The following is a 25,353-nucleotide window of genomic DNA, read 5'->3' as shown; positions in this document are numbered from 1 at the left end:
GCCGCGCGCAGACCTGCCGGGCGGGCATTCCATGAGGCCGCCGTCGTCGGCTTCCGTGTCACCCTAGCGAGTCCAGCCATGACCCACCCTGTCTCCTGTCCCCCCGGCCTGCCGGCCGCCCAGGGTCTCTACCACCCCGAATACGAACACGACGCCTGCGGCGTGGGCTTCGTCGCCCACATCGAAGGGCACAAAAGCCACACCATCATCCAGCAGGCCTTGAAGATCCTGGAAAACCTGGATCACCGGGGCGCCGTGGGGGCCGACGAGCTGATGGGCGACGGCGCCGGCATCCTGATCCAGATTCCCGACCAGCTGTACCGCGAAGACATGGCCGCCCAGGGCGTCACCCTGCCGCCGCCCGACGACTACGGCGTGGCCATGGTGTTTCTGCCCAAGGAAACCGCCTCGCGCCTGGCCTGTGAACGCGAACTGGAACGCGCCGTGCGCGACGAGGGCCAGGTGGTGCTGGGCTGGCGCGACGTGCCCATCGACCACGACATGGAAATGTCGCCCACGGTACGCGCCTGCGAGCCCGTCATCCGCCAGCTGTTCATTGGCCGCGGGCCGGACATCATGGTGCCCGACGCGCTGGAGCGCAAGCTGTACGTCATCCGCAAGACCGCCAGCCACGCGATCCAGCGCATGCAGCTCGCGCACGGGCAGGAATACTTCGTGCCCTCCATCTCGGTGCGCACCGTGGTCTACAAGGGCCTGCTGCTGGCCAGCCAGGTGGGGGTGTACTACCGCGACCTCACCGACACGCGCGTCGTCTCGGCCCTGGCCATGGTGCACCAGCGCTTTTCCACCAACACCTTCCCCGCCTGGCCGCTGGCCCACCCCTACCGCATGATCGCGCACAACGGCGAAATCAACACGGTCAAGGGCAACTTCAACTGGCTGCGCGCCCGCGAGGGGGTGATGAGTTCGGCGGTGCTGGGCGAAGACCTCGCCAAACTCTACCCCATCGTCTACGAAGGACAGTCTGACACCGCCACCTTCGACAACTGCCTCGAACTGCTGGTGATGTCGGGCTATTCGCTCGCCCACGCCATGATGATCATGATTCCCGAGGCCTGGGAACAGCACGCCGACATGGACGAATCGCGGCGCGCCTTCTACGAATACCACGCCGCCATGATGGAGCCCTGGGACGGGCCCGCCGCCGTCACCTTCACCGATGGCCGCCAGATCGGCGCCACGCTGGATCGCAACGGCCTGCGCCCGGCGCGCTACCTCATCACCGACGACAAGATGGTGATTCTCGCCTCGGAAGCCGGCACCCTGCCCATCCCCGAGCACCGCATCGTCAAGAAGTGGCGCCTGCAACCCGGCAAGATGCTGCTCATCGACCTGCAGCAGGGCCGCATCATCGAAGACGCCGAAATCAAGTCACAGCTGGCCAACGCGCACCCCTACCCGCAGTGGATTCAGCGTCTGCGCATGAAGCTCGACGACCTGCCCCTGCTCAAGGCCGACGACCTGCCCACCCCCGGCGCCAGCCTGCTCGACCGCGAACAGGCTTTTGGCTGGACGCAGGAAGACTTCAAGTTCATCCTCGAACCCATGGCCACCACCGGCCAGGAAGCCATCGGCTCGATGGGCAACGACGCGCCGCTCACCGTGCTGTCCGACCGGCCCAAGCCCTTCTACAACTATTTTCGCCAGATGTTCGCCCAGGTGACCAACCCGCCGATCGACTCGATCCGCGAGCAGCTGGTGATGTCGCTGGTGTCGTTCATCGGCCCCAAGCCCAACCTGCTGGACATCAACAACGTCAACCCGCCGCTGCGCCTGGAAATCAGCCAGCCGGTGCTCGACCAGGCCGCCATGGCGCAGTTGCGCCACATCAGCCAGCAGACGAATGACAAGTTCCGCTGCTACGAGCTGGACATCACCTACCCCGTGACCTGGGGCCGCGAGGGCATCGAAGCCTGCCTGGCCTCGCTGTGTGCCACGGCGGCCGATGCCGTGCGCAGCGGCAACAACATCCTGCTCTTGAGCGATCGCAAGGTGGACGCCGAGCGCGTCGCCATCCCGGCGCTGCTGGCCACCTCGGCCATCCACCAGCACCTGATCCGCGCCGGGCTGCGCACCAAGACCGGCCTCATCGTGGAAACCGGCTCGGCGCGTGAAACGCACCACTTCGCGCTGCTGGCCGGCTACGGCGCCGAGGCCGTGCATCCCTGGCTCGCACTCGAAGCGCTGGCCGGGCTGGAAGCCACAATCCCGCACGCCACGGAAAACTACATTCACGCCATCGGCAAGGGCCTGAAGAAGGTCATGTCCAAGATGGGCATCTCGACCTACATGTCCTACACCGGGGCGCAGATCTTCGAAGCGGTCGGCCTGCACAGCAGCCTGGTGCAGAAATACTTCACCGGCACCCCCAGCAACATCGAGGGCATCGACATCTTCCAGGTGGCCGAAGAAGCCTTGCGCACGCACCAGGCTGCCTTTGGCGCCAGCCCCGTGCTGGCCGACCGGCTGGACGAAGGCGGCGATTACGCCTTCCGCATCCGCGGCGAACAGCACCTGTGGACGCCCGACTCCATCGCCAAGCTGCAGCACGCCACGCGCGCCAACAACTACTCCACCTTCAAGGAATACGCCCAGCTCATCAACGACCAGTCGCGCCGCCACATGACGCTGCGCGGCCTGTTCGAATTCCGCGTCGATCCGGCCAACGCCATCCCGCTGTCCGAAGTGGAGCCCGCCAAGGAAATCGTCAAGCGCTTTGCCACGGGCGCCATGTCGCTGGGCTCGATCTCCACCGAAGCGCACACCACGCTGGCCGTGGCCATGAACCGCATCGGCGGCAAGTCCAATACCGGCGAGGGCGGCGAAGACGCCCTGCGCTACCGCGCCGAGATGCGCGCGGGCAAGCCCACCGTACGCAAGGGCGACACCATCGCCTCGGTGCTGGGCAAAGACCGTGTCGTGGCCGACATCCCACTGGCCGCCGGTGACTCTTTGCGCTCGCGCATCAAGCAGGTGGCCTCGGGGCGCTTTGGCGTCACCGCCGAATACCTGTGCAGCGCCGACCAGATCCAGATCAAGATGGCCCAGGGCGCCAAGCCGGGCGAAGGCGGCCAGCTGCCGGGCCACAAGGTGTCGGACTACATCGCCCAGCTGCGCTATTCGGTGCCCGGCGTGGGGCTGATTTCACCCCCGCCGCACCACGACATCTACTCCATCGAAGACCTGGCCCAGCTCATCCACGACCTGAAGAACGTCAACGAGCGCGCGTCGATCTCGGTGAAGCTGGTGGCCGAAGTGGGCGTGGGCACGGTGGCCACCGGCGTGGCCAAGGCCAAGGCCGACCACGTCGTCATTGCCGGGCACGACGGCGGCACGGGGGCTTCGCCCGTGTCCTCGATCAAGCACGCCGGCATCCCCTGGGAACTGGGCCTGGCCGAAACCCAGCAGACGCTGGTGCTCAACCGCCTGCGCAGCCGCATCCGCGTGCAGGCCGACGGCCAGATGAAGACCGGGCGCGACGTGGCGATCGCCGCCATGCTGGGTGCCGACGAGGTGGGTTTTGCCACCGCGCCGCTCATCGTCGAAGGCTGCGTAATGATGCGCAAGTGCCACCTGAACACCTGCCCCACGGGCGTGGCCACGCAAGACCCCGAACTGCGCAAGAAATTCAACGGCAAGCCCGAATACGTCGTCAATTATTTCTTCTTCGTCGCCGAAGAAGTGCGCGAAATCATGGCACAACTGGGCATCCGCACCTTCGACGAACTAGTGGGCCGCGTCGATCTGCTCGACATGCGCAAGAGCATCAGCCACTGGAAGGCGCACGGGCTCGACTTCAGCCGCATCTTCCACCAGGTGACGACCGACGAGCCGGTGCACCACGCGCAAAACCAGGATCACGGCCTGAGCCACGCACTGGATCACCAACTGATCGAACGCAGCAAATCGGCGCTCGAACGCGGCGAAAAAGTGTCCTTCATCACCCCCGTGCGCAACCGCAACCGCACCATCGGTGCCATGCTCTCGGGCGAAGTGGCGCGCCGCTACGGCCATGAAGGCCTGCCCGACGACACCATCCACATCCAGTGCAACGGCGCCGCCGGGCAAAGCTTCGGCGCCTTCCTCGCGCACGGCATCACGCTCGACCTGGTGGGCGAGGCCAACGACTACGTCGGCAAGGGCCTCTCGGGTGGCCGCCTCATCGTGCGCTCGCCCAACGACTTCCGCGGCTTTGGCCCGGATCACATCATCGCGGGCAACACCGTGCTCTACGGCGCCACGGGCGGCGAAGCCTACTTCAACGGCGTGGCGGGCGAACGCTTTGCCGTGCGCAACTCGGGCGCGGTGGCCGTGGTGGAAGGCACGGGCGACCACGGCTGCGAATACATGACGGGCGGCACCGTCATCGTGCTGGGCGAAACCGGGCGCAACTTTGCCGCCGGCATGTCCGGCGGCGTGGCCTACGTCTGGGATCCGGAACACGTCTTCGCGCGCCGCTGCAACAGCGACATGGTGCACCTGGAACCCGTCACGACGCACGAAGCCCAGCAGCAGGCGGGCGAGGTGCAGTTCTGGCACCACCAAAGCCGCGACAGCGAGCGCGAGACCGACGAGACCATCGTGCGCCGCCTGGTGGAAAACCACTTCCGCCACACCGGCAGCTTCCGCGCCCGCGAGATGCTGGACGACTGGAATCAGGCGCGCAACGCCTTTGTCAAAGTGACGCCGATCGAATACCGCCGCGCGCTGGCCGAACTGTGGCAGGCCGCTCAATCCCGCGACCTGGCCGCCTGAAGGAATACTGCATCATGGGAAAAATCACTGGTTTCATGGAATTCGACCGGGTCTCGCCCGCCAAGCAGGCCCCCGAGGTGCGCATGCACCACTGGAAGGAATTCGTCTCGCCGCTCACCAACGAAGAAGCACGCGTGCAGGGCGCGCGCTGCATGGACTGCGGCGTCCCCTTCTGCACCCACGCCTGTCCGGTCAACAACATCATCCCCGACTGGAACGACCTGGTCTACAAGCAGGACTGGAAGCGCGCGCTGGACACGCTGCTGTCCACCAACAACTTCCCCGAGTTCACCGGGCGCATCTGCCCGGCGCCCTGCGAAGCCGCCTGTACGCTCAACCTGAACGACACCGCCGTGGGCATCAAGTCGATCGAGCACACCATCATCGAGCGCGGCTGGCAGGAAGGCTGGGTCGTGCCGCAGCCGCCCGCCCGCAAGACGGGCAAGAAAGTGGCCATCGTCGGCTCGGGGCCCGCCGGCCTGGCCTGTGCCCAGCAACTGGCGCGCGCGGGCCACAGCGTTTCGGTCTACGAAAAGAGCAACCGCATCGGCGGCCTGCTGCGCTACGGCATCCCCGACTTCAAGCTGGAAAAGACCAATATCGACCGGCGCCTGGCGCAGCTGGAGGCCGAAGGCGTGGAGTTTTTCCCCTCCACCTACATCGGCCGCCCCGAGGACGCCGAGGACGGCTTGAACACCATCGCCCCGGATGATCTGCTGACCAGCCACGACGCCGTGGTGCTCGCCGGCGGCTGTGAGCACCCGCGCGACCTGCCGGTGCCCGGGCGCGATCTGCGCGGCGTGCACTTCGCCATGGACTTTCTGCGCCAGCAGAACAAGGTCAACCATGGCGACCGCATCGCCAAGCCCATCAACGCCAAGGGCAAGCACGTGATCGTGATCGGCGGCGGTGACACGGGCTCGGATTGCGTGGGCACCAGCAACCGCCAGGGGGCCGCCTCGGTCACCCAGTTCGAGCTGATGTTCCGTCCCCCCGAAGAAGAAAACAAACTGCTCACCTGGCCCTACTGGCCCATCAAGCTGCGCACCTCGACCTCGCACGAGGAAGGCTGCCAGCGCGACTGGGCGGTGGGCACGCAGGCCTTCGAGGGCAAGGGCGGCAAAGTGGAAAAACTCGTGGCCACGCGCCTCGAATGGCTCAAGGACAAGGCCACCGGCCAGATGAAGATGCGCGAGGTGAAAGACTCCCGCTTCGAAATCCAGGCCGACCTCGTGCTGCTGGCCATGGGCTTCGTCGCGCCGGTGCGCTCCGTCCTGGATGCCTTCGGCGTCGAGGTGAACCCGCGCGGCAACGTGCTGGCCAACACCGACGACTACTGCAGCAGCCGCGCCAAGGTATTCGCCGCGGGCGACATGCGCCGCGGGCAGTCGCTGGTGGTCTGGGCCATCCGCGAGGGGCGCCAATGCGCGCGCTCGGTGGACGAGTACCTGATGGGCGCATCGGTGCTGCCACGCTGAACCGCCCTGCCGCGCCAGGGGCGCGCTGACGCACGACCGACCGCGCACCCGCGCACGAACGCCGCCGTGCCCTTGACGGGCGCGGCGGCGTTTTCACGATCGGCGCGCAACACAACAGGTACAATCCAGAGTCATAGCAGAAGGCCAGAAGGCGCGCTCCGTTCTCATGACCCCCACCCCCACTCCTCTCGTGACATTCGCCGACGTTGCCCTGGGCTACGGCGACTTCACGGTGCTGCGCGACATCGACCTGCAAGTCATGCCGGGCCAGGTCGTGGCCATGATGGGCGGTTCGGGCTCGGGCAAGACCACCTTGCTGCGCGCCGTCACCGGGCAGCTGCCGGCCCGCGCCGGCACCATCACGGTGTTTGGCCGCGACATGGCCACGCTGCGCGGCGAGGCCCTGCGCGAAACCCGCCAGCGCATGGGGGTGCTGTTTCAGGGCGGGGCCCTGTTCACCGACCTCGACGTCTTCGAGAACGTGGCGTTTCCGTTGCGCGAACACACCTGCATCTCCGAACAACAAATCCTCGAACGCGTGCTCGACAAGCTCGAAGCCGTCGGCCTGCGCCACGCCGCGCACCTGCGCATCGCCGAAATCTCGGGCGGCATGGCGCGGCGCGTGGCCCTGGCGCGCGCCATCGTGCTCGAACCCGAACTCATCCTCTACGACGAACCCTTCGCCGGGCTCGACCCCATTTCCCTGGGCATCACGGCCCAGCTCATCCGCGGCATGACCGACAAGCTCGGCTGCGCCTCCATCCTCATCACCCACGACGTGGCCGAATCCTTCGCCATCGTCGATCAGGTCTACCTCATTGGTCAGGGGCGGCTCATGGCGCACGGCACCCCGGCCCAGCTCTCAGCGGCGCAAGACGACTACTTGCAGCAGTTCCTGCAGGGCAAGCCCGACGGCCCCATCGGCTTTCACTACCCGCTCACGCCCGCCTTCGAACGCTGGCTGGCCGCGCGCCGGGGGGCCGCATGAAAACGCTGACGCACCGCATCGCGGCCCTGGGACACGGGCTCATCGCCCTGCTCACTGGCCTGGGCGCCTTCGCCCGCCTGCTCGCCGCCATCCTGGCGCGCAGCAGCGTGCTCTGGCGCCGCCCTCGGCTCACCGCCCAGCAGGTGCACTTCATCGGCAACCACTCGCTGCTCATCATCGGCGTCTCGGGGCTGTTCGTGGGCTTCGTGCTCGGCCTGCAGGGCTATTACACCCTCAACCGCTACGGCTCCGAAGAAGCCCTGGGCCTGCTGGTGGCCCTGTCGCTGGTACGCGAACTGGGGCCCGTGGTCACGGCGCTGCTGTTCGCCGGGCGGGCAGGCACCTCGCTCACCGCCGAAATCGGCCTCATGAAGGCCGGTGAACAACTCTCGGCCATGGAAGTCATGGCCGTCGATCCCATCCGCCGGGTGCTCGTCCCACGCTTCTGGGGCGGGGTCATCGCCATGCCCGTGCTGGCCGCCGTGTTTTCCATGGTGGGCGTCCTGGGGGGCTGGTTCGTGGGCGTGGTGCTCATCGGCATCGACCCGGGCGCCTTCTGGTCGCAGATGCAAGGCGGCGTGGACGTCCTCAACGACGTGCTCAACGGCGTCATCAAAAGCCTCGTGTTCGGCGTGGTGGTCACGCTCATCGCCCTGTACCAGGGCTGGACGACCCAGCCCACCCCCGAAGGCGTCTCGCGCGCCACCACCCGCACCGTCGTCAATGGCGCACTGGCCGTGCTGGGGCTCGACTTTCTGCTCACCGCGCTCATGTTCGCGCACTGAGGGTTCTATTTCATGACACGCGAAAAAACCGATTTCTGGGTTGGCCTGTTCATCCTGCTGGGCATCATTGCCCTGGTCTTCCTCGCCCTGCGGGCGGGCAACATGAGCTCGTTCTCGTTTGCCCCCACCTACCAGGTGCAGGCCTACTTCGACAACGTCGGCGGCCTCAAGGTGCGCGCGCCCGTCAAGAGCAGCGGGGTCGTGGTGGGGCGCGTGGCCTCCATCGGCTTCGACAACCAGCGCTTTCAAGCCAGCGTGGTGGTCGATCTCGAAAAACAGTATCAATTCCCGGTCGATTCCTCGGCCTCCATCCTCACCTCGGGGCTGCTGGGCGAACAATACATCGGCCTCACGCCGGGCGGCGAAGACAAGAACCTGGCCGACGGCGGCACCATCCGCTTCACGCAATCGGCGGTCGTGCTCGAAGACCTGATCAGCAAATTCCTGTACAACTCGGCAGAGAAACAAGGCTCGGCGGCCCCGGATACGGGCGCGGCGCCCGCGGCGGCGGGCGGCAGCGCGGCAGCCCCCGCCGCCGCGCACTGACACCGGGCCGCCATGCCCCGCGCGGTGCACCGGCCGCCCGTCCCGCGCCGCCCGCCCCGTGTCCGCCACCGCCGCCTCCAGGCCATCCGTTACAATGCGAAGCACATTCAGCCCGATCCGAACACCCCCGACCTGACCGCCTCCGACTTTTCTTCACCATGACCACGACCGCCCAGCCCCGTCCGCCCTGTATCCGCCACCGCCGCCTTGCGCGCACCCTCGCGGCAGGGGCCGCCGCAGTCGTGCTGGCCGGTTGTGCAAACGTACCCCACCCCTCGCCCAACGACCCCTGGGAATCCTACAACCGGGGCATGTACACCTTCAACGACACGGTGGATCGGGCCGTGCTCAAGCCTATCGCCACCGGCTACGAAAAGGTCACGCCGCAGCCGGTGCGCACCTGCATCCACAACATCTTCGGCAACCTGGGCGACGTCTGGTCGGGCATCAACAGCCTGCTGCAGGGTCGCGGCCGCGATTTCGTCGATACCTTCGGGCGCGTGCTGTTCAACACCACGGCGGGCCTGGGCGGCTGCATCGACGTCGCCTCGATGCATGGCGCCCGCAAGATCCCCAACGACTTCGGCATGACGCTGGGCGTGTGGGGCTTTGGCCAGGGCCCCTACGTGGTACTGCCGTTCCTGGGCCCCAGCACCGTGCGCGACGGCGCGGGCACGGCGGTCACGCTGGCAGCACCCGTCACCCCCACGGCGGCGGTGCTCGCCATCGACAACGTCCCCGTGCGCAACTCCCTCTTCGGCCTGTACATCGTCGATACCCGTGCCGGCCTGCTGCAGGCCGACCGCCTGGTCGACCAGATCGCGCTGGACAAATACAGTTTCATTCGCGACGCCTACCTGCAGCGCCGCAAGGCTATGCTGGATAGCCGCCAGACGGGCGCGCAGGCCAGCACCGAAGACACGCTCGACCAGGCCGCCCGGCCTGCCGACCAGGGCGCGTTGCCCGTCTACGAAGACCCGGACGCCCCCGACACCCACTGACGCGCCCTTGCCGCCCGACGCGGGCCGGTGCAACCACTCGGGTGTCGGCGCCCGTCCCGACCCCCCGGAGCCTCCAACCATGACGATGTTCTTCTCCCGTTTTTTCCAATCCAGCCGCACCGCGCTGCTGGGGCTGGCCCTGAGCCTGGCCGTGCTGCCTGCCGCACAAGCCAGGCAGGCCGTCAACCCCAAGGCGGCCCCCGACGCCTTCATGATGGCCGTGGCCGGCAACATGCTCGACGCCGTCAAGGCCGACCCCAAGGCGCTGCAGGGCGACACCAGCCACATCACCGCCCTGGTGCGCGAATACGCGCTGCCGTACGTGGACATGAACAAGACCACCCGCCTGGCCGCCGGACGCTACTGGCGCCAGGCCACGCCCGCCCAGCAGCAGGCGCTGGTGGACGCCTTCATGGGCACGCTCATCCGCACCTATAGCGGCGCCTTCACCAAGGTGACCCCCGACACCTCCATGGCCCTGCTGCCCTTCCGCGGTGACGACGCCACGGGCGACGCCGTCGTGCGCACCACCGTGTCGCAATCCAACAGCTCGCCCATCAACGTCGATTACCGCCTGGAGCAGACCGACGCGGGCTGGAAAGTCTACGACCTGGCCGTCGAAGGCATCTGGCTCATCCAGAACTACCGCAACCAGTTTTCCCAGGAAATCGCCCGCAGCGGCATCGACGGCCTCATCCAGGCCCTGAACGCCAAGAACGGTGGCTAGCCCGGCCTATCGGCACAGCGGCCGGACGCCCCGCTGATGCGCGGCCGCCGGGTTCATACCCGCCATTCAGGCAAGGCAGCGGCAAACGATATAATGCTGGGTGGTGCCCACTTGGGGTTTTCCCGCCCGACATGCCTGCTCTCGACCTGCAACATATTTCCAAGATTTACGCGCCGGCGCATCAGCCCCTGCGCGAGCGCCTGCTGAGGCGCCCCGCCCCCCGGGGCTTTCAAGCCCTGCACGACGTCAGCCTGACCGTCGAACACGGCGAATTCTTCGGCCTGCTGGGCCCCAACGGGGCCGGCAAGACCACGCTCATCTCCATCCTGGCGGGCCTGGCCCACGCCACGCGGGGCACGGCGCGCGTCTGCGACTACGACGTGGTCGCCGATTTTCGCCGCGCCCGGCAGTCGCTGGGGGTGGTGCCCCAGGAAATCGTCTACGACCCCTTCTTCACGGTGCGTGAAACCCTGCGCCTGCAATCGGGCTACTTCGGCCTGCGCAACAACGACGACTGGATCGACGAAATCCTCGACAACCTGGGCCTGCTCGACAAATCCGAAACCAACATGCGCGCGCTCTCGGGCGGCATGAAACGCCGCGTACTGGTGGCCCAGGCGCTGGTGCACCGCCCGCCGGTCATCATTCTCGACGAACCCACGGCCGGGGTGGACGTCGATCTGCGCCGCACCCTGTGGGATTTCATCACGCGGCTGAACCAGGCGGGCCACACCATCCTGCTCACCACCCACTACCTCGAAGAAGCCGAATCCCTGTGCGGGCGCGTGGCCATGCTCAAGGCCGGCCACATCGTCGCCCTGGACACCACCCAGGCCATCATGGCGCGCTTCGGCGGCCGCGACCTCGAAGACGCCTTCGTGCACATCATGCACGACGACTCGCTCGTCGAGGTCGCGCCATGAGCCGCACCCCCGCCGTTTCACCCGCTACAGACAAGGCCTCGTCGTGATCCGTCCCGTTTCTCAAGCTCGCCCGGCGATGGGGTCGGGCTTTCCCACCCTGCTGCACAAAGAACTGATGCGCTTCTGGAAGGTGGGCCTGCAAACCATTGCGGCACCCGTCGTCACGGCGCTGCTGTACCTGCTGATCTTCTCGCACGTCCTGGAAGACCGCGTGCAGGTGTACAACAGCCTGCCGTACACCGCCTTTCTCATCCCTGGCCTGATGATGATGAGCATGCTGCAAAACAGCTTTGCCAACCCCTCGTCCTCGCTCATCCAGAGCCGCATCACCGGCAACCTCATCTTCGTGCTGCTGCCGCCGTTTTCGCACCGGCAGATCTTCACCGCCTACCTGGTCGCCTCGGTGACGCGCGGCCTGTGCGTGGGCCTGTGCATCTGGGCCGTGGCGCTGTTCTTCGTGCGCCTGCCGGTCACGGCGCCGCTGTGGATGCTGGCGTTTGCCGTGCTGTCCTGTTGGATACTGGGCACGCTGGGGCTCATTGCCGGCCTCTGGTCGGAAAAATTCGACCAGCTGGCCGCCTTCCAGAATTTTCTCATCGTGCCCGCCACCTTCCTCTCGGGTGTGTTCTACTCCATCCACAGCCTGCCGCCCTTCTGGCAGGCCGTCTCGCGCTGGAACCCGGTGTTCTACATGATCGACGGTTTCCGCTACGGTTTCTTCGCGGTGTCCGACGTTTCTCCCTGGCTTGGCCTGGCCGTCGTGCTGGCCGTCGCCGTCGCCCTCAGCCTCTTCGCCCTGCGCCTGCTGGCGCGCGGCTACAAACTACGGAGTTAAGCCATGCAGCCGACCCCCGAACACGTCCGCCAATACATCGCCGAGCACCTCGACTGCGAGCACCTCGAAGTCTATGGCGACGGCGCCCACTTCGAAGCGCTCATCGTCAGCAAGGCCTTCGAAGGCCAGAACACCCTGGCGCGCCACCGCACGGTCTACCAGGCACTGGGCGACCGCATGCGCGCCGAAATCCACGCACTGTCCATGCGCAACCTCACCCCCGCCGAATACGCGGCCTCGCAAGACAATGGATAAGCTGCTGATCCAGGGCGGACGCCCCCTGCAAGGCGAGGTCACCATCTCGGGGGCCAAGAACGCCGCCCTGCCCATCCTGTGCGCTGCCTTGCTCACCGCCGACGCCGTCGAGCTGGACAACGTCCCGGCCCTGCGCGACATCGGCACCACCCTGTCGCTGCTCGAACGCATGGGCGTGCGCACCCAGCGCCCCGGCGACGAACAGGTCACGCTGCAGGCCGATCACATCCACAGCCAGGAAGCGCCCTACGAGCTGGTGAAGACCATGCGCGCCTCGATCCTGGTGCTCGGCCCCCTGCTGGCGCGCTTCGGGCGCGCCCGCGTCAGCCTGCCCGGCGGTTGCGCCATCGGCCAGCGCCCCGTTGACCAGCACATCAAGGGGTTGGCGGCCATGGGCGCCAGCATCCACATCGAGCACGGTTTCGTCGTCGCCGAGGCCCCGCGCCTGCGCGGCGCCAACATCCTCACCGACATGGTCACCGTCACCGGCACAGAAAACCTGCTGATGGCGGCTACCCTGGCCGAAGGCCGCACCGTGCTGGAAAACGCCGCCTGCGAACCCGAAGTCGTCGATCTGGCCAACATGCTCATCGCCATGGGCGCGCGCATCGAAGGCCACGGCACCGACCGCATCGTGATCGACGGGGTCGGGCAGCTGCACGGGGCGCGCCACCACATCGTGCCCGACCGCATCGAAGCCGGCACCTTTCTGTGCGCCGTGGCGGCCACGGGCGGCGACATCACGCTGCGCCGCGCGGCACCCGACACCCTGGGTGCCGTGCTCGACAAGCTGCGCGACACGGGGCTCGACATCACCACCGGCCCCGACTGGATCCGCGCCCGCATGCACCGCCGCCCACAGGCCACGGGCTTTCGCACCAGCGAATACCCCGGCTTTCCCACCGACATGCAGGCCCAGCTCATGGCGCTCAACACCCTGGCCGAAGGCACCGCCGTCATCACCGAGAACATCTTCGAAAACCGCTTCATGCACGTGCAAGAACTCTGCCGCATGGGCGCCGACATCGAAATCGACGGTCACACCGCCGTGGTCAAGGGCGGCGAGCAGCTGCTGGGCGCCACCGTCATGGCCACCGACCTGCGTGCCTCGGCCAGCCTGGTCATCGCCGGCCTGGCCGCCCAGGGGCAGACCACCGTCGAGCGCATCTACCACCTGGATCGCGGCTACGAACGTATGGAGCGTAAACTCCAGGCCCTGGGCGCCGACATCCAGCGCATCCAATAAGCCCGATCAGCGAGACACCACATGGCACAAGCCCCCCTCACCCTGGCCCTGTCCAAAGGGCGCATCTTCGAAGAAACCCTGCCGCTGCTGGCCGCCGCGGGAGTGGGGGTGCCCGAAAACCCCGAAACCTCGCGCAAGCTGATCCTGCCCACCGACTCCGACGCCCTGCGCATCATCATCGTGCGCGCCTCCGACGTACCCACCTACGTACAGTACGGCGCGGCCGATTTCGGCATCGCCGGCAAAGACGTGCTCTATGAGCACATGGCCCAGCACCCGGGCGGCCTGTATCAGCCCATCGACCTCAACATCGCGCGCTGCCGCCTGTGCGTGGCGGCCCCCAAGGGTTTCGACTACCAGATCGCCGTGCGCCAGGGCTCGCGCCTGCGCGTCGCCACCAAATACGTGCGTGCCGCCCGCGAGCACTTCGCCGCCAAGGGCGTGCACGTGGACATCATCAAGCTCTACGGCTCGATGGAACTCGCCCCGCTGGTGGGCCTGGCCGACTGCATCGTCGATCTGGTCTCGTCGGGCGGCACGCTGCGCGCCAACCAGCTGGTCGAAGTCGAGGAAATCCGCCAGATTTCCTCGCGCCTGATCGTCAACCAGGCCGCCCTCAAGATGCACGGCCCGCGCCTGCAGCCGTTTCTGGATGCCTTCGCCCAGGCCTCCACCCAGATGGCCTGAGGCCCGCCCGCCGGGCAGCCCCCACGGCGCCCGGCACAGACACGGTCGGCAACATGCCTGAGCGCCCGCCTGCGGCAAATTCGGTAAGATAGCCTTTTACACGCTCAAACTGTCATGTCGCTCATCAACCGTCTCGATGCCCGTGCCGCCGATTTCGACGCCGCACTCACCCAGCTGCTGGCCTACGACGCCTCGCAGGACGAATCCATCGAGTCCACGGTGCGCGACATCCTGCACGACGTGCAAAGCCGCGGCGACGCCGCCGTGCTCGACTACACTGCACGCTTCGACCACGTGCAGGCCACGCAGCTCTCGGCCCTCGAAATCCCGCGCGCCGACTGGCAGGCGGCGCTCGACGGTCTGCCCGCCGACCAGCGCGCCGCCCTGCAGGCCGCCGCCCAGCGCGTGCGCAGCTACCACGAACGCCAACGCGCCGACACCTGGACCTACACCGAACCCGACGGCACGCTGCTGGGGCAGAAAATCACCCCGCTCGACCGCGTGGGCCTGTACGTGCCCGGCGGCAAGGCCGCCTACCCGTCCTCGGTGCTGATGAACGCCATCCCGGCCAAGGTGGCCGGCGTGCCCGAACTCATCATGGTCACCCCCACGCCGGGCGGCACGCGCAACCCCATGGTGCTGGCCGCCGCCGCGCTGGGCGGGGTCGATCGTGTCTTCGCCATCGGCGGGGCCCAGGCCGTGGGCGCCCTGGCCTACGGCACGCAAACGCTGCCCGCCGTGGACAAGATTGTCGGCCCGGGCAACGCCTACGTGGCCGCCGCCAAGCGCCGCGTCTTCGGCACCGTGGGCATCGACATGATCGCCGGGCCCTCCGAGATCCTCATCCTGGCCGACGGCAGCACGCCCGCCGACTGGCTGGCCATCGACCTCTTCTCGCAAGCCGAACACGACGAACTCGCCCAGGCCATCCTGCTGTGCCCCGACGCGGCCTACCTGGATGCCGTCTACGCCGCCATCGAACGCCTGCTGCCCGGCCAGCCGCGCGCACACATCCTGCGCACCAGCCTTGCCAAGCGCGGCGCACTCATCCACACGGCCAGCCTGCGGCAGGCCTGCGAGATCGTCAACCGCATCGCCCCCGAACACCTCGAACTCTCGGTGCAAGACCCGCAGGCCCTGTTGCCGCACATCCGCCACGCGGGCGCCATCTTCCTGGGCGCCTACAGTTCCGAATCCCTGGGCGACTACTGCGCCGGGCCCAACCACGTGCTGCCCACGGCGCGCACGGCGCGCTTCTCGTCTCCGCTGGGCGTCTACGACTTTCAAAAGCGCAGCAGCCTCATCCAGGTCTCCAAGGCCGGGGCGCAAACCCTGGGGCGTATCGCCGCAGTGCTGGCCACCGGCGAGGGGCTGCACGCCCACGCGGCCAGCGCCACGCTGCGCCTCGACCCCTGACGCCCGCATGCCGCCCCGCAGCAGATACCCGGCAGCCAGCCCCCGCCCTCCCCGCGGCCTTCACCCCGCTTAATCACCAGGCTCAGTCTCACGTCATGCGCACCGCCACGATCGAACGCAACACCCAGGAAACCCGCATCCGCGTCAGCATCAACCTCGACGGCACCGGGGCACGCACGCTGGCCACCGGCGTGCCCTTTCTCGATCACATGCTCGACCAGATCGCCCGCCACGGCCTGTTCGACCTCGACATCCACTGCCAGGGCGACACCCACATCGACGACCACCACAGCGTCGAAGACGTGGGCATCACGCTGGGGCAGGCCTTTGCCGCCGCCGTGGGCAACAAGGCGGGCCTGCGCCGCTATGGGCACGCCTACGTGCCGCTGGACGAAGCCCTGTCACGCGTGGTCGTCGATCTCTCCGGGCGTCCGGGCCTGTTCTATTTCGTCGATTACCACCGCGCACGCATCGGCACCTTCGACGTCGATCTGGCGCGCGAATTCTTCCAGGGCTTCGTCAACCACGCCCAGGCCACCGTGCACATCGACAACCTGCGGGGCGAAAACGCCCACCATCAGTGTGAAACCATCTTCAAGGCCTTCGGCCGGGCGCTGCGCATGGCCACGGAAGTCGATCCGCGCGCCGGCGGCACCATCCCCTCCACCAAGGGGGCGCTCTAAATGGCCCACATCGCCATCGTCGATTACGGCATGGGCAATTTCCACTCGGTGGCGCGCGCTCTGCAAGCCGCCGCCCCCGAACAGACCATCCGCATCGCCCGCAGCGCGGGCGACATCCAGTCGGCGGATCGCATCGTCTTTCCCGGCCAGGGCGCCATGCCCGACTGCATGCACACGCTCGACGCCTCGGGCCTGCGCGAGGCCGTCCTGCAGGCCGCCCGCAGCAAGCCGCTCATGGGCGTGTGCGTGGGCGAGCAGATGCTCTTCGAGGACAGCGACGAAGGCGACACTCCCGGCCTGGGCCTGTTCCAGGGGCGCGTGCGCCGCTTCCAGGGCCCCGCCTTCGAACGCCCCGTCGCCGACGGCCCCAGCTGCCTGTCCGCAGCCCCGACGCCGCCCGACACCGCCGCGCAGCCGATGGCGACAGGCCCCGGCCCGGCCATGCGCCTGAAAGTGCCGCACATGGGCTGGAACGCCGTCACCCAGACACGCGCCCACCCGCTGTGGCACGGCATCGCCCAGGACACCCCGTTTTATTTCGTACACAGCTACTACGCCGACCCCGCCGATCCAGCCCTGATCATCGCCACCAGCCGCTATGGCCAGCCGTTTTGCTGCGGCGTTGCGGCCGACAATATTTTTGCCGTACAGTTTCACCCAGAAAAGAGCGCCGCACCCGGCCTGCGGATGTACCGCAACTTCGCCCGCTGGCACCCCTGAATCCATCCGGATCCGTTTTCAAGTTCCTCCTGCACTGACACGACGACCATGCTTCTGATCCCTGCCATCGACCTCAAAGACGGGCGCTGCGTGCGCCTGCGCCAAGGTGACCTGGCCGATGCCACCGTCTTTTCCGACGATCCCGCCGCCATGGCCAGGCAGTGGGTAGACCAGGGCGCCCGCCGCCTGCACCTGGTTGACCTCAACGGCGCCGTGGCCGGCAAGCCGCGCAACCGCGCCGCCATCCAGGCCATCGTGGATGCCACCGACGAAGACATCCCCATCCAGATCGGCGGCGGCATCCGCGACCTCGACACCGTCGAATACTACCTGGACAACGGCATCTCCTACGTCATCATCGGCACGGCCGCCGTCAAAGACCCTGGGTTTCTCAGCGATGCCTGCTCAGCCTTTCCCGGCCACATCATCGTCGGGCTCGACGCGCGCGACGGCAAGGTGGCCACCGACGGCTGGTCCAAGCTCACGCGCCACGACGTCATCGACCTCGCCCGCAAGTTCGAAGACTACGGCTGCGACGCCATCATCTACACCGACATCGGGCGCGACGGCATGCTCAGCGGTGTCAACATCGAAGCCACCGTGCGCCTCGCGCAGCAGGTGCGCATCCCGGTCATCGCCTCCGGCGGCGTGGCCTCGCTGGACGACATCCGCGCCTTGTGCGCGGTCGCGGGCGAAGGCATCGACGGGGCCATCCTCGGGCGCAGCATCTACGAAGGCACGCTCGACCTCGCCCAGGCCCAGGCGCTGGCCGACACGCTCGACGAACGCGAAGACGACCCCGACGACGCGGCGGACGCCGAGCCCGGGCAGTCGGCATGACCCCCACGCACGCCTCCTCGCAGGCAAGTCAGGCCCCCGCCAGCCGATCTGACATCACGCCCCCCCAACCTGACTCCGGCCTGTGCTGCCGCATCATCCCCTGCCTGGACGTCAATGCGGGGCGGGTGGTCAAGGGCGTCAACTTCGTCAACCTCACCGACGCGGGCGACCCGGTCGAAATCGCCCGCCGCTACGACGAACAAGGCGCTGACGAACTCACCTTCCTCGACATCACCGCCACCTCCGACGACCGCGGCCTCATCCTGCCCATCATCGAAGCCGTGGCCCGCCAGGTCTTCATCCCCCTCACTGTGGGCGGCGGGGTGCGCCAGGTGGCCGATATCCAGCGCCTGCTCGACGCCGGGGCCGACAAGGTCTCCATCAACAGCGCCGCCGTGGCCCGCCCCGAACTCGTGGCCGAAGCCGCCAGCCACCACGGCTCGCAATGCATCGTCGTGGCGCTCGACGCCCGCCGGGTGTCGGGCGACGGCGAGCCCCCCCGCTGGGAAATCTTCACCCACGGCGGACGCAAGGGCACGGGCATCGACGCCGTGCAGTGGGCGCAGCGCATGGCCGACCTCGGTGCGGGCGAACTGCTGCTCACCAGCATGGATCGTGACGGCACCAAAGCGGGGTTCGACCTCGAACTCACGCGCGCCGTGTCCGATGCCGTCCCCATCCCCGTGATCGCCTCCGGGGGCGTGGGCACGTTGCAGCACCTGGCCGACGGCGTCCTCCAGGGCCACGCCAGCGCCGTGCTGGCCGCCAGCATCTTTCACTTCGGCCAATACACGCTGGCCCAGGCCAAAGACTATCTGGCCGCCCAGGGCATCCAGGTGCGCCGATGAGCCCGCAGCAAGTCCCCGCCCAACCGGCGCCCGCCTGGCTGTCCGAGCTGCGTTTCGACGCGCAAGGCCTCATCCCCGCCATCGCACAAGACGCGCACACGGGCACCGTGCTGATGATGGCCTGGATGAACGCCGAAGCCGTGCAAGAAACCGTGCGCACGGGCCGGGCCGTCTATTTTTCCCGCTCGCGCCAGCGCCTGTGGCGCAAGGGCGAAGAATCTGGCCACGTCCAGCAGGTGCACGACATCCGCCTCGATTGCGACGGCGACGTGCTGCTGCTGAAAATCACCCAGGTGGGCGGCATCGCCTGCCATACCGGCCGCGAACGCTGCTTTTATCGCAGCCTCGAGCGCACGCGCCCCGACCCTGCCTGGGTCGCGCAAGACCCCGTGCTGAAAGACCCGCAGGCCATCTACGGGTCAGGCCACACGCACCCCTGACGGCTCACCGCCCGTTTCCATCCCCATGACCCCGACTGATTCCAATACCGACATCCTCGCCCGCCTGGCCGACACCCTGGCGACCCGCCGTCCCGACCACGGTGGCGACCCGGCCACCTCCTACACGGCCAAGCTGCTCGCGCGCGGCCCCGACGCCTTTCTGAAGAAAATCGGCGAAGAAGCCACCGAACTGGTCATGGCCGCCAAGGACGAGCGCCCCGAGCGCATCGTGGCCGAAACCGCCGACCTCTGGTTTCACTGCCTGGTCGCGCTCACGCATTTCAATCTGCGCCCCGAGGACGTGCTGGCCGAACTCGCCCGCCGCGAAGGCCTGTCCGGCCTGGCGGAAAAGGCCGCCCGCCCCAAAGACTGAACCCGGCCAGGCCCGCCCACGCGCCGGTCTTGGGGGATAACCCTCGGGCCGCGCGCGCCTTGGCCTAGATCAGTACAGTCTCTTGAAAATTGTGGCAACATACGAAGTTGAGCGGGTCGATGTCCGGCCCCATCTGTGTTGATTCCCATGAGCCACGATTGCCTGTTCTGTAAAATCGCCCGGCACGAAATCCCGGCCAAAATCGTGCACGAAGACGACGAATTTCTCGCCTTTCACGACATCAATCCGGCCGCCCCCGTGCATCTGCTGCTGATCCCCAAGCACCACGTCGCGTCGCTGGCAAGCATCACCGCCGACGACCAGCCCTGGCTCGCGCGCATGCTGCAACTCGTGCCCGAGCTGGCCTTCGCCAATGGCTGCAACCCGCTGCCCGAAGGGGGGTTCCGGCTGGTCGCCAATACTGGCACCGAAGGCGGCCAGGAAATCGACCACCTGCATTTTCACATCATGGGCGGCGCACGCCCCTGGTCAAAACGCGCGGCCCCCGCCGCCTAAGGAGCACTCATGGGTAGTTTCAGCATCTGGCACTGGCTGATCGTTCTGGTCATCGTGGCCCTCATCTTCGGCACCAAAAAGCTGCGCAACATCGGTGAAGACCTCGGCGGTGCCGTCAAGGGCTTCAAAAAGGGGATGAAAGACGCCCAGGACGAAGCCGAAAGCAAACCCGCCGTCACCCAGAAGGTTCAGGACGACACCAACACCGTGGATGTCCAGGCCCGCGAAAAGACCGACGCCTGATCCCTCGTCCTTGAGTCACAGCCACCATGTTTGATGTCAGCTTCAGCGAGTTGATGCTCATCGGCGTCATCGCGCTGATCGTCATTGGCCCCGAACGCCTGCCCAAGGTTGCCCGCACCGTCGGGCACCTGCTGGGCCGTGCCCAGCGCTACGTCAACGAAGTCAAATCCGACATCCAGAAAGAAATCGATCTCAAGGAAATCGGCGACATCAAGAACCAGATGGAAGACGCCGCCCGCTCGGTGCAGTCGTCCATGACGTCGTCGGTGGACGACCTCAAGGCCGCCGTCACCCAGCCTACGCAGGCGCTCAAAGACTCGCTGGACGAGGCCCGCCAGGCGCTGGATATCCACGCCACGGCGGCCACGGCCCCCGCCGCCGAATCCAGCGCGCCCGCAAGCCAGACCGACGCCAATCGCAGTGCCCCGGTGCCCGAAGCGGCAGCGCAGCCCGCGTCCGCGCCGACCCCCGAAATCCCCGCCGCGCCCACCATCCCGACACCGGCCGTCATCCAGCCGCGCGTCGGTGAACCCGCGCAGCCCGAACCCGCGCGCGCCCAAGAGCCCGCCTCCCCCGAATCCAGCCAGACGCCCACGGCATGACCGACGCAACCGACGCCTCGTCCCAGGACACCTTCATCTCGCACCTGATCGAACTGCGCACACGCCTGTTGCGGGCCGTCATGGCCGTCCTGGGCATCTTCGTCGTGCTGTTCCTCTACCCGGGGCCCTCAGCCATCTACGACGTGCTGGCCCAGCCCATGCTCAACTCGCTGCCCGAGGGCACACGCATGATCGCCACGGGGGTCATCACACCCTTCATGGTGCCCATCAAGGTCACGCTGCTCGCGGCCTTCGTGCTGGCCCTGCCCGTGGTGCTCTACCAGGCCTGGGCCTTCGTCGCACCGGGGCTCTACCGCCACGAACAACGCCTGGCCCTGCCACTCATCATTTCCAGCACCTTCCTGTTTCTGCTGGGCATGGCCTTCTGCTACTTCGTGGTCTTTCACACGGTCTTTCGCTTCATCGCGCACTTCGCACCGCACTCCATCACCCCGGCGCCAGACATCGAGGCCTACGTCAACTTCGTCATGACCATGTTCATGGCCTTCGGTGTCACCTTCGAAGTGCCCGTGGCCGTCGTGCTGCTGGTCAAGACCGGCATCGTCACTGTCAAGAAACTGCGCGAAGTGCGCGGCTACGTGGTCGTGGGTGCCTTCATCCTGGCCGCCGTGGTCACGCCGCCCGACGTGCTCAGCCAGGTCTTGCTCGCCACGCCGCTGTGCCTGCTCTATGAAATCGGCATCCTGGCCGGGGCCGCCATCGAAAAACGGCGCACCACCCCAGAAGACGACGACACCGGCAGTGCGCTTGCCACGCAAGACGACGAGCAGGCCGACAAGAAAGAATCCGCCTGAGCCTCGCGGCAGCACGGCGATCACGGCAGTGCGCGCCTCGCCAGGACGGCGTGCCGGCTCGAAGCGCCTGCTCGAATCAAACGTACAGACTAGCCGCCCAGCACGCGCTCTTGCACCTGCAAAAACGCCTCGGCCTTCTTGAAGCCGATCACGCGCGCATCAGGCAGCAGCTGACCGCGGGCATCGAAAAACAGGATGCCCGGCGGGCCAAAGAGATCGAACCGGGCCAATAGCGCCTTGTCGTCGGCCGTCATGCGGGTGACGTCCACCTGCAGCAGCCGCATTTGACCCATGCGCGCCGCCACCTCGGGGTGGCTGAAAGTGAATTTCTCCATCTCCAGGCAAGACACGCACCAGTCGGCATAGAAATCCAGCATGACCGGACGGTCGGTGGCCGCGAGCGCGGCATCCAGCGCGGCCACGGAAGCCACCCGGGTGAAGCGCGCCCGGATCGCCTCCGGGCTCGCGGCAGCCGCCGGAGCGCCGACCGTGGCCCCCGAGGCAACGCCCGGCGCAACCGCGGCGCCCACAGCGGCAAAGCCGGATGCGGCCTGCGTAAACGGCGCCAGAGGCCGCAGCATGTCGTGGCCCCCCGCCAGCAGGCCAGCCCCTTGCGCCAGCCCCCACAGGGCCAGCATCAGGGCGACGGCGCGGGTCAGCAAGTGCAGGGGCCCAGCCATCGCAAGTCCGGACGAGGTATCGCCCCGTGCGCCGTCCGCGCTTGAGCCCCGTCCGGTGTGCCGCGCCCCCGCCGCCCCCCAGAGCAGCAAGGCGGCCCACAGCGCCAGCAAGACCCAGCCGGCCACGTATGCGCCATCGGCCAGGATGGGGCGCGCCATCCACCAGGCGGTGGCCAGCAGCAGCACGCCAAAGCCTGATTTCAACGGCGTCATCCAGGCGCCGGCGCGCGGCAGCAAGGCCCCGGCCCCCGCGCCCACCAGCAGGAGCAGAACGCCCTCTCCCCAGGCCATGGCGAACAGCGCCGCCCCGCCAATGACGACGTCACCCGTCTGGGAGATGAACAGCAGCACGCCCGCCAGCGGCGCCGCCACGCAGGGCCCGACAATGAGCGCCGAGAGCATCCCCATCAGGAACACGCCGCCGGCCTGGCCGCCGGGCAGGCGCTGCATCCAGGTCTGCAAGCGCGATTGCAGCTCGACAGGCGCCTGCAGGGTAAAGACGTCCAGCATGGCGAAGCCAAAGAGGGCCAGCAGCACGGCAAAGGCGCCCAGCACCCAGGGCGACTGCAGCCAGGCGGCCAGCCCGGCCCCCAGCAGGCCCGCGGCCACGCCCAGGGCGGTATACACCAGTGACATGCCCAGCACGTAGACGGCGGCCAGGCCCAGGCCGCGCAAGCGCCCCACCGTGCGGTGATCCCGTCCGGCGATCACGGCCAGCAAGATGGGCACCATGGGCAGCACGCACGGCGTGAAAGACAGCAGCAGCCCGAGCACGACGCTCAGGCCCAGAATCTGCCACAGCGGCGCCTGGTGCAGCCAGGCCGCCATACCGGTATCGCCCAGATCGAGCAGGGCGCCAGCCCCGGCGGCGGCGCCCGGCTGACCATTCGCGGCGAAAGCCGGGCCGGCGCCCGATCCGCCGCCCGCGCCCGCGCCCGCGCCTGCACCTGCACCTGCACCTGCACCTGCACCTGCACCTGCACCTGTGTCTGTGCCTGTGCCTGTGCCTGTGCCTGTGCCTGTGCCAGCCTGCCGGTCACCCGCCAGCAAGTCCAGCCCGGAACCAGCGCCAGGCTCCGCCGCGCGGGTGGTGCCCGCGGGAGCCTGCTCGTCTTGCGGCGCGGGCACGCGGGCCGCAACGAACGGGCCCTGGGCCGCGTAGCCGTCGCCTCGGGCCTGCAGCGCGATCTGCTGTGTCATGGGCGGATAGCACAGGCCCGCATCCGAACAGCCCTGCCCGGTCACGCTCACCTGCAGGGGCGCGGCGGCGCCCGCCGACAACGGCACGCGCAAGGTGACGCCACCGTGAAAGACCTCCATGTTCTTTTCAAAGGTGGGGTCGTATTTCACCTGCCCCTTGGGCAGGAACAGGGGCGCCGTCCAGCGCGGCGTGCGCGTCTCGACATCGTCGGGCGTCAGCGCCGAGCGGCGAAACAGCAGCAGCTGGCCATCGGCGTCTTCCACCTTGACCTCGAAGCGCTCTTGGTACATGTAATAGCCGGGGGCGATTGCGTAGTGCACGTCCAGCGTCTTGGGGTCGGGATTGGCCACCGTCAGCACGAAGGCCTGCTCGGGGTCGAGAAACCCGTCTTCAGCCCAGGCCGGGTGCGCCCCCCCAAGCAGGGAGAGCAACAGGAACAGCAGAGAGAACCACGTCTTCATGAATACTTCGCTCACAGCAGGGGCGTGCGCGCGGCACACCCCGATTTCGGGCCAGGCGAACGGTGATTGAACCGCCCGCCAGGCATACGCGCCACCGTGCGGTCTCAGGCCCGCGGCTGCACGGACTGCGCCACCCAGTTGAGATACGCCGCGCTGCCCACCGGCACGCCCAGCACGAGAAACTCGGGGATCTCGTAGGGATGCAGCTCGGCAAAGCGCGCGTACAAAGCGGGCAAGGCCTGCGCGGTCGTCTTGAAGGTCAGCGGCACTTCGTCCGTGCCTTCCAGCTTGCCCTGCCACAAGTACATCGAGGTGACGGCGGCGCCCACATGGGCACAGGCCACCAGCGATTCTTCCACCAGAATGTGGGCGATGCGCTTGGCGAGCAGCTCGTCGGGCGCCGTAGTGGCCACCACCACCGTGTCGCTGGGCTGCCTGTCCTGGCGCCACAGCAAGGCGGCGGTTTCGGGCGCTGTCGGCCCGGCCTGGGGGCGTTGGGGGTCGGCAGGGACAGGCGCATCGGCAGGATTGGTCATGGCAGGCTCAACTGAACGAAACCGTTTGATTCTACACGGGTTTTCCCTGATTCCATAGGACTCATGTCAAAGCCTGTGCGCGGATGGCGTCCAAGAAAAACCCCCGCAGGGCACACCATGCGGGGGTTTTGCGGCAGGCTGGCGCGCCCTGACGGGCGCCGTCCATGCGTGCTTATTCGGCAGCGGACTCGGTCTCGGGGCGATCGACCAGTTCCATGTACGCCATGGGGGCGTTGTCGCCCTGGCGAAAGCCCATCTTCAGGATACGCGTGTAGCCACCGTTGCGCGCGGCAAAGCGCGGGCCAATATCGGCGAACAGCTTGGTGACGAGTTCACGATCGCGCAGGCGGGCAAAGGCCAGGCGGCGGTTGGCCAGCGTAGGGTTCTTGCCCAGGGTGATGAGGGGCTCGACGATGCGGCGCAGTTCTTTGGCCTTGGGCAGCGTGGTCTTGATGGCTTCGTGCGTCAGCAGCGAGACCGCCATGTTGCGGAACATGGCCAGACGGTGGCTGCTGGTGCGGTTGAGTTTACGTAGGCCGTGACGATGGCGCATTTTGCTTTCCTTGTTGAATCTATAAACCCGGATCTTCTATCAGCGGGGGCAAAGCCCGGTGCTGCGGCCCGGATGGGTTGATGATCGCCGTCCAGATGGACAGGCGCGGTATTTTACCACGCAGCCAGACAGGGGCCGCGATCGCCTGGCGGCCCCCAGCCAGCAAGACCAGGGGCCGC

General features: G+C 67.5%; 26 protein-coding genes. 23 read left to right on the top strand and 3 right to left on the bottom strand.

Annotated features, from left to right (window positions below; all coding sequences use genetic code 11):
- Positions 1-78 precede the first annotated feature (78 nt).
- The 23 genes from CCA01S_RS04710 (at position 79) to tatC (ending at position 21,743) form a co-directional block, all read left to right on the top strand.
- Positions 79-4,776 carry a glutamate synthase-related protein gene (locus tag CCA01S_RS04710; protein WP_066454797.1) on the top strand — a complete coding sequence of 1,566 codons (4,698 nt, stop codon included), beginning with the start codon at positions 79-81 and terminating at the stop codon, positions 4,774-4,776.
- A gap of 14 nt (positions 4,777-4,790) precedes the next feature.
- Positions 4,791-6,254, top strand: coding sequence for a glutamate synthase subunit beta (locus CCA01S_RS04705; RefSeq protein ID WP_066454792.1), 1,464 nt, complete (start codon positions 4,791-4,793; stop codon positions 6,252-6,254).
- A gap of 166 nt (positions 6,255-6,420) precedes the next feature.
- Positions 6,421-7,242 (top strand): ABC transporter ATP-binding protein, encoded by an 822-nt coding sequence (locus CCA01S_RS04700; protein WP_066454791.1) that lies wholly within the window; start codon positions 6,421-6,423, stop codon positions 7,240-7,242.
- Positions 7,239-8,027, top strand: coding sequence for a lipid asymmetry maintenance ABC transporter permease subunit MlaE (gene mlaE, locus CCA01S_RS04695; RefSeq protein WP_066454789.1), 789 nt, complete (start codon positions 7,239-7,241; stop codon positions 8,025-8,027). The genes CCA01S_RS04700 and mlaE overlap by 4 nt, the downstream gene beginning before the upstream one ends.
- A 12-nt stretch (positions 8,028-8,039) precedes the next feature.
- Positions 8,040-8,573 (top strand): outer membrane lipid asymmetry maintenance protein MlaD, encoded by a 534-nt coding sequence (gene mlaD, locus CCA01S_RS04690; RefSeq protein ID WP_066454787.1) that lies wholly within the window; start codon positions 8,040-8,042, stop codon positions 8,571-8,573.
- Positions 8,574-8,731: 158 nt separating this feature from the next.
- Positions 8,732-9,574 (top strand): MlaA family lipoprotein, encoded by an 843-nt coding sequence (locus CCA01S_RS04685; protein ID WP_066454785.1) that lies wholly within the window; start codon positions 8,732-8,734, stop codon positions 9,572-9,574.
- Between the two features lie 85 nt (positions 9,575-9,659).
- Positions 9,660-10,301: an MlaC/ttg2D family ABC transporter substrate-binding protein gene (locus CCA01S_RS04680; protein WP_066455144.1), complete on the top strand. Its 642-nt coding sequence runs from the start codon at positions 9,660-9,662 to the stop codon at positions 10,299-10,301.
- 131 nt (positions 10,302-10,432) lie between these two features.
- Entirely contained in the window at positions 10,433-11,224 is a 792-nt protein-coding gene (locus tag CCA01S_RS04675; protein WP_066454781.1) for an ABC transporter ATP-binding protein, read from the top strand.
- Positions 11,225-11,300: 76 nt separating this feature from the next.
- On the top strand, positions 11,301-12,059 hold the full coding sequence (locus CCA01S_RS04670; protein ID WP_066454779.1) for an ABC transporter permease: 759 nt from the start codon (positions 11,301-11,303) through the stop codon (positions 12,057-12,059).
- A 3-nt stretch (positions 12,060-12,062) separates the two neighbouring features.
- Positions 12,063-12,314, top strand: a complete 252-nt coding sequence (locus CCA01S_RS04665) for a BolA family protein (protein ID WP_066454775.1) — start codon at positions 12,063-12,065, stop codon at positions 12,312-12,314.
- Positions 12,307-13,560 (top strand): UDP-N-acetylglucosamine 1-carboxyvinyltransferase, encoded by a 1,254-nt coding sequence (murA, locus tag CCA01S_RS04660; RefSeq protein ID WP_066454773.1) that lies wholly within the window; start codon positions 12,307-12,309, stop codon positions 13,558-13,560. The genes CCA01S_RS04665 and murA overlap by 8 nt, the downstream gene beginning before the upstream one ends.
- Before the next feature lie 21 nt (positions 13,561-13,581).
- Positions 13,582-14,247, top strand: coding sequence for an ATP phosphoribosyltransferase (gene hisG, locus CCA01S_RS04655; RefSeq protein ID WP_066454770.1), 666 nt, complete (start codon positions 13,582-13,584; stop codon positions 14,245-14,247).
- 114 nt (positions 14,248-14,361) lie between these two features.
- A complete protein-coding gene (gene hisD, locus CCA01S_RS04650; protein WP_066454763.1) occupies positions 14,362-15,663 on the top strand; it encodes a histidinol dehydrogenase in 1,302 nt (433 codons plus the stop codon).
- A gap of 95 nt (positions 15,664-15,758) precedes the next feature.
- Positions 15,759-16,346, top strand: coding sequence for an imidazoleglycerol-phosphate dehydratase HisB (gene hisB / locus CCA01S_RS04645; RefSeq protein WP_066454760.1), 588 nt, complete (start codon positions 15,759-15,761; stop codon positions 16,344-16,346).
- A complete protein-coding gene (locus CCA01S_RS04640) occupies positions 16,347-17,066 on the top strand; it encodes an imidazole glycerol phosphate synthase subunit HisH (protein ID WP_066454757.1) in 720 nt (239 codons plus the stop codon).
- A 48-nt stretch (positions 17,067-17,114) separates the two neighbouring features.
- Entirely contained in the window at positions 17,115-17,906 is a 792-nt protein-coding gene (hisA, locus tag CCA01S_RS04635) for a 1-(5-phosphoribosyl)-5-[(5-phosphoribosylamino)methylideneamino]imidazole-4-carboxamide isomerase (RefSeq protein WP_066454754.1), read from the top strand.
- Entirely contained in the window at positions 17,903-18,754 is an 852-nt protein-coding gene (gene hisF / locus CCA01S_RS04630) for an imidazole glycerol phosphate synthase subunit HisF (RefSeq protein ID WP_084386480.1), read from the top strand. Before hisA ends, hisF begins: the two co-directional genes overlap by 4 nt.
- Complete coding sequence (hisI, locus tag CCA01S_RS04625; RefSeq protein ID WP_066454747.1) at positions 18,751-19,194, top strand: phosphoribosyl-AMP cyclohydrolase; 444 nt, start codon at positions 18,751-18,753, stop codon at positions 19,192-19,194. The genes hisF and hisI overlap by 4 nt, the downstream gene beginning before the upstream one ends.
- Positions 19,195-19,219: 25 nt before the next feature.
- A complete protein-coding gene (locus CCA01S_RS04620; RefSeq protein WP_066454745.1) occupies positions 19,220-19,567 on the top strand; it encodes a phosphoribosyl-ATP diphosphatase in 348 nt (115 codons plus the stop codon).
- A gap of 147 nt (positions 19,568-19,714) precedes the next feature.
- Entirely contained in the window at positions 19,715-20,083 is a 369-nt protein-coding gene (locus CCA01S_RS04615) for a histidine triad nucleotide-binding protein (RefSeq protein ID WP_066454738.1), read from the top strand.
- Between the two features lie 9 nt (positions 20,084-20,092).
- Entirely contained in the window at positions 20,093-20,326 is a 234-nt protein-coding gene (gene tatA, locus CCA01S_RS04610) for a Sec-independent protein translocase subunit TatA (protein WP_066454736.1), read from the top strand.
- Between the two features lie 26 nt (positions 20,327-20,352).
- Positions 20,353-20,928: a Sec-independent protein translocase protein TatB gene (gene tatB, locus CCA01S_RS04605; protein WP_066454734.1), complete on the top strand. Its 576-nt coding sequence runs from the start codon at positions 20,353-20,355 to the stop codon at positions 20,926-20,928.
- Positions 20,925-21,743, top strand: coding sequence for a twin-arginine translocase subunit TatC (tatC, locus tag CCA01S_RS04600; protein WP_066454731.1), 819 nt, complete (start codon positions 20,925-20,927; stop codon positions 21,741-21,743). The genes tatB and tatC overlap by 4 nt, the downstream gene beginning before the upstream one ends.
- 89 nt (positions 21,744-21,832) lie before the next feature.
- On the opposite strand, the gene CCA01S_RS04595 is transcribed toward tatC, so the two are convergent.
- From CCA01S_RS04595 to rplQ, 3 genes are all read right to left on the bottom strand, one after another.
- Positions 21,833-24,085: a cytochrome c biogenesis protein CcdA gene (locus tag CCA01S_RS04595; RefSeq protein ID WP_066454728.1), complete on the bottom strand. Its 2,253-nt coding sequence runs from the start codon at positions 24,083-24,085 to the stop codon at positions 21,833-21,835.
- Between the two features lie 104 nt (positions 24,086-24,189).
- Positions 24,190-24,621, bottom strand: a complete 432-nt coding sequence (cutA, locus tag CCA01S_RS04590; protein WP_084386478.1) for a divalent-cation tolerance protein CutA — start codon at positions 24,619-24,621, stop codon at positions 24,190-24,192.
- A gap of 172 nt (positions 24,622-24,793) precedes the next feature.
- Positions 24,794-25,174: a 50S ribosomal protein L17 gene (rplQ, locus tag CCA01S_RS04585; protein ID WP_066454726.1), complete on the bottom strand. Its 381-nt coding sequence runs from the start codon at positions 25,172-25,174 to the stop codon at positions 24,794-24,796.
- Positions 25,175-25,353: the final 179 nt, after the last annotated feature.

The organism is Castellaniella caeni NBRC 101664 (assembly GCF_001592225.1).
Lineage (GTDB): Bacteria > Pseudomonadota > Gammaproteobacteria > Burkholderiales > Burkholderiaceae_B > Castellaniella > Castellaniella caeni.
The sequence above is the reverse complement of the archived record's forward strand: the minus strand, read 5'-3'. Positions and strand labels throughout refer to the sequence as shown.